Consider the following 6,633-nt stretch of genomic DNA (forward strand, 5'->3'; position numbering starts at 1 on the left):
TCCTGGTGCATGCAGACCGGGATGTGCGGATACAGTTCGGCCAGGGCGTCGATCAGCTTGGCCAGGACGATGTCGTTGGCATAGTTCCGCGCGCCGCGGCTGGCCTGGATGATGACCGGGGCATTGACCGCCTCGGCCGCCTCCATGATGGCCAAGCCCTGTTCCATGTTGTTGATGTTGTAGGCGGGCAGGCCGTAGCCTTCCTCTGCCGCGTGATCGAGCAGTTGTCGCAGCGTGATGCGCGCCATGGGGTGTCTCCTGAGCCCTTTGATTTTGACGTTGGTTTAGCCGCGTCGCGCGGCGAAGTCACGCAATGTTACAGGCGCGGCTTCAGCCTTTGAGTGCCATAACGCCGGGCAGGTGCTTGCCCTCCATCCATTCCAGGAAGGCCCCGCCGGCGGTGGAGACGAAGGTCATGTCGTCGCTGACACCCGCATGGTTCAGGGCCGATACGGTGTCGCCGCCGCCGCCGACGGCGACCAGCGATCCGGCCTTGGCGCGGGTGGCCACATGGCGCGCGACCGAAACGGTGGCGGCGTCGAACGGCGGCACCTCGAACACGCCCAGCGGACCGTTCCAGATCAGGGTCTTGCAGCCGTCGATGGCGGCGTTCAGTCGGGCGACAGAGGCGGGACCGGCGTCCAGGATCTTGTCGTCGGCCGACAGGGTGTCACCGGCCTTGACGGTGCGGTGGTCGGCGCCCGGCTTCACCTCGGTGGCGACGATCAGATCGATGGGCAGCAGCAGTTCGCAGCCGCGATCCGCCGCCTCCTGCATGATCTCGCGGGCGGTGGCCTCCATGTCCTTTTCGGCGAGCGAACCGCCGATGTCGAAGCCCTGGGCATAGAGGAAGGTGTTGGCCATGCCGCCGCCGATGGCCAGCTTGTCCAGCTGACCGACCAGATTCTTGAGCAGATCCAGCTTGGTGGAGACCTTGGCCCCGCCGACGATGCCGATGACGGGCTTCTGCGGATTGCCCAGCGCCGCGTCCAGCGCATCCAGCTCGCGGCGCATGGATTCACCGGCATAGGCGGGCAGCAGCCGGGCCAGTCCCTCCGTCGAGGCATGGGCGCGGTGGGCGGCGGAGAAGGCGTCATTGACGTAGAGGTCGCCGAGGTCTGCCAGTTGCTGCGCGAAGGCCGGATCGTTGGCTTCCTCGCCCGCATGGAAGCGGACGTTCTCCAGCAGGATGACGCCGCCAGCATCCAGGTCGGCGATGGCGGCTTTGGTCTGCTCGCCCACGCAATCGTCGGCAAAACGGACGGGGGCACCGATCAGGGCCTCCAGATCATCGACCACGGGCTGCAGGCTCATGGACGGCACGACCTTGCCCTTGGGCCGGTCGAAGTGGGCCAGCAGGGCGACCTTCGCGCCCGCATCGCGCAGTTTCTGGATCGTCGGCAGGGCAACACGCAGGCGGGTGTCGTCGGTGACCTTGCCGCCCTCCATCGGAACGTTGAAGTCCACGCGGACAAGCGCGGTCTTGCCGGCGAGATCACGGGCGTCGTCGAGGGTGCGGAAGGTCATGGGTTATCTCAAAACAGCGAAGACATTAGCCTTGCCAGCGCGTGAAAAAACAACGCGGACAAGAAACTGAACGGCAGAAATGCAGCGGCGGCCCATACGCCTAACTCAGGGCGACCAAGCTCCGCAGCCCGAGCTCGCCAACCTGCTAAAGTCCAAGAAGCATTTTTGAACGTGGTCAACAGTGCGAACGCAAGCCCCCCGCCGATCACTGAAAGCCAGTCCCAGCCTATCCAGCCTGTCCAAACTAGCCAGCCGACAACAGGGAGACTTCCTAGCCGGGATACCCAACGACGACTTTCATAGGACATCACCGTTTCATCACAGGAACTTCGCCATCACTAGCGCCGTGTCCGCCATGCGCGTGGCGAAGCCCCATTCGTTGTCGTACCAGCTCAGGACGCGGGCCAGCTTGCCGTCGACGACCTGGGTCTGGGGCAGGGCGGCGGTGGAGGATGCGGCGATGTGGTTCAGGTCGCTGGAAACCAGAGCCTCGTCGGTGGTGAACAGGACGCCCTTCATCGGACCATCGGCGGCGGCCTGAAGCGCGGCGTTGATCTCTTCCACCGTGACCTCGCGGCCGGCGACGACCTTCAGGTCCACGACCGAGACGTTGGGGGTCGGGACGCGGATCGACGAGCCGTCCAGCTTGCCCTTCAGCGCGGGCAGAACCAGACCCAGAGCCTTGGCGGCGCCGGTCGAGGTCGGGATCATCGACAGGGCGGCGGCGCGGCCGCGGTACAGATCCTTGTGCATCGTATCCAGCGTCGGCTGGTCGCCGGTGTAGGAGTGGATGGTGGTCATATAGCCGCGCTCGATGCCGAACAGGTCGTTCAGCACCTTGGCGACGGGGGCCAGGGCATTGGTCGTGCACGAGCCGTTGGAGACGATGATGTCGTCGGCGGTCAGGGTGTCGTGGTTGACCTTATAGACGATCGTCTTGTCGGCATTGTCGCCGGGGGCCGAGATCAGGACGCGCTTGGCCCCCGCCTTCAGGTGGGCCTCGGCCTTGTCACGGGCGGTGAAGATGCCGGTGCATTCGAACGCGATGTCGACGTTCAGATCCTTGTGCGGCAGGTTGGCCGGATCGCGTTCGGCCGTGACCTTGATCTTGCCCAGGCCCACGTCGATCCAGTCCTCGCCCGAGGTGATGGTGCCGGGGAATCGGCCGTGCACGCTGTCGTATTTCAGCAGATGGGCGTTGGTGGCCACGGGCCCCAGGTCGTTGATCGCCACCACCTCGATATCCCGACGGCCATGCTCGACGATCGAGCGCAGGACGAGACGGCCGATGCGGCCAAAGCCGTTGATGGCGACGCGAACGGTCATGGGCGGGCTTCCTTTGAAAGAATTCGTGATCGGCGGCTTCAATGGAACCCTGAGCGTCCGGTTTCAACCCCCGGGACCCCAGTTGTGACTTCACACACTGCCAGCGACTGTTACGGCACAGGTTGGGACGGTGCGACGAGTGGGATGGATAACCGGGCTATCTCGACAGTCGAGGCTGGTGCCCTGTAGCGTGGCGGCATGCTCACTGTGTCGTCCGTCGCGCGTCCGCTCCTCGTTGCTCTCGCGGTGCTGTCGCTGGGGGCCTGCGCCTCCATCCCCTATGCGCGGACCTACGAGCCGCAAGGCATCGCCCAGCCGGCGGATGGCTCGCCTGAAAGGGCGCAACTGAACGCCGAGGTCTATGACGCGGTGGTCCGCTATACAGAGAAGCTATTCTACAAGCCTGACTTCGGCGGGGTGCCGTTCGTGGCGGAAGCCCAATCGCGCCGGGCCGAGGCGGTGGCCCAGCCGACGTCGGACGGTCTGCATGTCGAGCTGACCGAACTGCTGGACCTGCTGGACGACGACCACACCGTCACCCTCAGCCCGCTGGAGCGCGAGCGGTATTACGAGCTTCAGAGAACCGGCCAGACGACAGGCTATGGCTTTACCGTTACGCCGCGCGGCGACGACCGGTTTGTGGCTACGGTCGTGCCGGGATCGGCGGCCGAGGCGGCGGGGGTCACGCCGGGCTGGCGGGTCGAAACCGTCAGCGGACTGTCCGTCCTGCTGGCCGTGCCGCCGGTGGTGGGACGCACCGACACCCTGGTGTTTCTGGACGATGCGGGTCGGCAACACAGCGTGGATTTGCCGGGCGTGACCATGCCGGTGCGGCCCCGGTTTGTGGCCGAGCGCAAGGCCGGCAACATCGCCTACATCCGCTTCGATGACTTCGATGCGACGCGGTACAATCAGTTCTTCGCCGAGATTGAGACCTTCGCCGACAATCCACCGGCCGGGCTGATCATCGATCTGCGCACCAATGGCGGTGGGATACTGACCATCGCTGGACAGGTGATGGGCTGGCTGTTCGCAGAGAAGCAGGACTATGCGGTGGTCAAGGGCCGCTTCATCGACACGCGCTACAACATCCAGGCTGCACCGCAGCCCTATCTGGGGCCGGTGGTCATGCTGATCGGACCGGGCACGGGCAGTGCGGCGGAACTGCTGTCCGGTGTCGCCCAGGAGAAGGGCAGGGCCGTCATCGTCGGCCTGCGATCGCGCGGTGCGGTGACGGGGACGCGACCCATCGAACTGCCGGACGGAGGCCTGCTGCGGGTCGGCACGATCGTAATGACCACGCCGGAAGGGCGCAATCTGGAAGGCGTGGGCGTCACCCCGGACGTCGAAGTGCCAGACGACTGGGCGGCGCGGCGTGCGGGACGCGATCCAACTCTGGAGGCCGGGATGGCGGCGATCCAGGCGGCTGTCGCCGAGGCCGCCGCGAATACGTCGTCACAGACGGTGCCTGCATCAGCTGCGGACGGGTCGGACCTTTCCTGAGGCTTCACGCGCGCGTTCGCGAGCCTGTTCGACCGTGTCGCCGCGCGCCGTCGCCACGCCCATGCGGCGACGTTCAAAGCTTTCCGGCTTGCCGAACAGGCGCAGGTCGGCGGTCGGCACCGACAGGGCGTCAGCGACGCCTTCATAGGCGATGCCGACGGCGTCCATGCCGCCATAGATGACGGCGCTGGCCCCCGGTTCACGCAGGGTGACGTCGACGGGCAGGCCCAGGATGGCGCGGGCATGCAGGGCGAACTCGGACTGGACCTGGGTCGCCAGGGTGACCAGGCCCGTGTCATGCGGACGGGGCGACACCTCCGAGAACCAGACCTGATCGCCTTTGACGAACAGCTCCACGCCGAAGACGCCGAGGCCGCCCAGCGCATCGGTGATCTTGCCCGCGATATCCCGGGCCGAGGCGAGGGCGGCTGGGGTCATGGCCTGCGGCTGCCAGCTTTCGACATAGTCGCCCTTCTCCTGACGATGGCCGATGGGTGCGCAGAAATCGGTGCGGATGCTGCCGTCGGCGGCGCGTGACCGCACGGTCAGCAGGGTGATCTCATAGTCGAAGTCGATGCGGCCCTCGACGATGACGGTAGCGGTCTCGACCCGGCCACCGGACTGGGCATACGCCCAGGCCCCGCCCGCGTCCTCCAGCGCCTCGATCATTGATTGGCCCTTGCCGGAGGACGACATCACCGGCTTGACGAAGACCGGCAGCCCGATCCGGTGGGCGGCTTCGGCCAGCTCTGCGGCGGAGGTGGCAAAGGCATAGGGGCTGGTCGGCAGACCCAGCTCCTCTGCGGCCAGGCGGCGGATACCCTCGCGGTTCATGGTCAACTGGGTCGCGCGGGCCGTCGGGATGACGGTGGCCAGACCCGCCGCCTCGATCTGGGCCAGGACGTCGGTGGCGATGGCCTCGATCTCGGGCACGATGAAGTGCGGGGCCTCGGCCAGAATGACGCCGTTCAGGACTTGCGGATCCGTCATGGGGATGACGTGGCTGCGATGCGCCACCTGCATGGCCGGGGCGTTGGGATAGCGGTCGACGGCGATGACCTCGACGCCCAGCCGCTGAAGCTCGATTGCCACCTCCTTGCCCAGTTCGCCTGCGCCCAGCAGCATGACGCGGACAGCGGTGTCGGACAGGGGGGTGCCGAGTTTCATTTCAATGTCCTTGTAAGGTACTCGAGATCGCGTCGAATGAAGTCCTCGAGACCGGCGGCTTTCGCCCTGCCGAACAAGATCAGCTTGTGCGCTTCCCAAGCCTCCGGTTCGAGAAATAGTGCGGTCGGAATGCCGTGAAAGATATTCGCCAGATCGCGAGCCCGGGGAAGATTTGCATCTTCCAGCGCGCGGATTTCGAGCAACGCGATCCGGATCATCTCAAGCCAGATGCGTTGTTCGCGGCTGAGTTCAACGGTCAAGGGGACCCCCGGCTGGTTCGATCAGGTCCCAGGCGTTGCCGTAGAGGTCCTCAAAGACCACCACCTTGCCATAGGGTTCGTGACGCGGGGTCTCGCGGAAGGCGACACCGGCGGCCAGCCAGGCGGCGTGGTCGCGCATCAGGTCGTCGGTCTCCAGAAACAGCCAGACCCGGCCGGCGGCCTGGTTGCCGACCTGGGCCGTCTGGGCGTCTGTCGTGGCGCGGGCCAGCAGCAGGGAGGTCTCGCCGCCTTTCGGCGTGACCCGGACCCAGCGTTTGCCGCCGCCCATGTCGGTGTCTTCGCTGAGGTCGAAACCCAGCTTGCCGACATAGAAGGCGATGGCCGCGTCGTAGTCATGGACGAGCAGACTGATCGCCCCGATGCGGCTCATTTACAGGCGCGCCTTGGCCGCCGCGACCACGGCCTCGGTAGTGATGCCGAACTTCTCGTATAGAACCTCTGCGGGCGCGCTGGCACCGAAGCCGGTCATGCCGACGAAGGCTCCGTCCTCGCCGATGAAGCGCTCCCAGCCCTGTTTGATCGCGGCCTCGACGGCGACGCGGACCGTGCCGCGACCGATGACCGAGGCCTGATAGGCGGCGTCCTGTTGTTCGAACAGTTCGAAACAGGGGACGGAGACGACGCGAGTCGGGGTGTTGTTGGCCTCCAGCCGGTCGGCGGCGGCGAGGGCCAGCGGAACCTCGGTACCCGTGGCAAAGAGGGTGACCCTGGCCTCGCCGTTGGCGGCGCGCAGTTCATAGGCCCCCCTGGCCGACAGGTTCTCGGACGCCGCAAAGGTGCGGACCGCCGGGGTCTTCTGGCGCGACAAGGCCATGGCCGAGGGCTGGTT

The 6,633-nt window shown here is 66.1% G+C and carries 8 protein-coding genes; 1 reads left to right on the forward strand and 7 read right to left on the reverse strand.

Annotation, left to right across the window (positions count from 1 at the left end):
- From JHC81_RS13145 to gap, 3 genes are all read right to left on the reverse strand, one after another.
- Positions 1-248: class II fructose-bisphosphate aldolase (locus JHC81_RS13145; RefSeq protein ID WP_292175407.1), on the reverse strand; the 248-nt coding region annotated here is incomplete at its 3' end.
- 82 nt (positions 249-330) lie between these two features.
- Entirely contained in the window at positions 331-1,527 is a 1,197-nt protein-coding gene (locus tag JHC81_RS13150; protein WP_292175421.1) for a phosphoglycerate kinase, read from the reverse strand.
- 318 nt (positions 1,528-1,845) lie between these two features.
- On the reverse strand, positions 1,846-2,853 hold the full coding sequence (gene gap, locus JHC81_RS13155) for a type I glyceraldehyde-3-phosphate dehydrogenase (protein WP_292175423.1): 1,008 nt from the start codon (positions 2,851-2,853) through the stop codon (positions 1,846-1,848).
- A 198-nt stretch (positions 2,854-3,051) separates the two neighbouring features.
- Here gap and JHC81_RS13160 point away from each other — a divergent pair, with 198 nt between their 5' ends.
- Positions 3,052-4,356: a S41 family peptidase gene (locus JHC81_RS13160; RefSeq protein WP_292175425.1), complete on the forward strand. Its 1,305-nt coding sequence runs from the start codon at positions 3,052-3,054 to the stop codon at positions 4,354-4,356.
- On the opposite strand, the gene purT is transcribed toward JHC81_RS13160, so the two are convergent.
- From purT to JHC81_RS13180, 4 genes are all read right to left on the reverse strand, one after another.
- Positions 4,327-5,523, reverse strand: coding sequence for a formate-dependent phosphoribosylglycinamide formyltransferase (gene purT, locus JHC81_RS13165; protein WP_292175426.1), 1,197 nt, complete (start codon positions 5,521-5,523; stop codon positions 4,327-4,329). The genes JHC81_RS13160 and purT overlap by 30 nt on opposite strands.
- Positions 5,520-5,783, reverse strand: coding sequence for a hypothetical protein (locus JHC81_RS13170; RefSeq protein WP_292175428.1), 264 nt, complete (start codon positions 5,781-5,783; stop codon positions 5,520-5,522). Before JHC81_RS13170 ends, purT begins: the two co-directional genes overlap by 4 nt.
- On the reverse strand, positions 5,773-6,174 hold the full coding sequence (locus JHC81_RS13175; protein ID WP_292175429.1) for a VOC family protein: 402 nt from the start codon (positions 6,172-6,174) through the stop codon (positions 5,773-5,775). Before JHC81_RS13175 ends, JHC81_RS13170 begins: the two co-directional genes overlap by 11 nt.
- The coding region (locus tag JHC81_RS13180; RefSeq protein ID WP_292175431.1) for a transketolase C-terminal domain-containing protein at positions 6,175-6,633 on the reverse strand (459 nt) is incomplete at its 5' end.

It is taken from the genome of Brevundimonas sp. (assembly GCF_016463295.1).
In the GTDB taxonomy this organism is placed as follows: domain Bacteria; phylum Pseudomonadota; class Alphaproteobacteria; order Caulobacterales; family Caulobacteraceae; genus Brevundimonas.

Excerpts from the sequence above, each read along its gene's own strand:
- purT (WP_292175426.1), bottom strand. The coding sequence starts at position 5,523 with ATGAAACTCGGCACCCCCCTGTCCGACACCGCTGTCCGCGTCATGCTG.
- JHC81_RS13150 (WP_292175421.1), bottom strand. The coding sequence starts at position 1,527 with ATGACCTTCCGCACCCTCGACGACGCCCGTGATCTCGCCGGCAAGACC.
- gap (WP_292175423.1), bottom strand. The coding sequence starts at position 2,853 with ATGACCGTTCGCGTCGCCATCAACGGCTTTGGCCGCATCGGCCGTCTC.
- JHC81_RS13175 (WP_292175429.1), bottom strand. The coding sequence starts at position 6,174 with ATGAGCCGCATCGGGGCGATCAGTCTGCTCGTCCATGACTACGACGCG.
- JHC81_RS13160 (WP_292175425.1), top strand. The coding sequence starts at position 3,052 with ATGCTCACTGTGTCGTCCGTCGCGCGTCCGCTCCTCGTTGCTCTCGCG.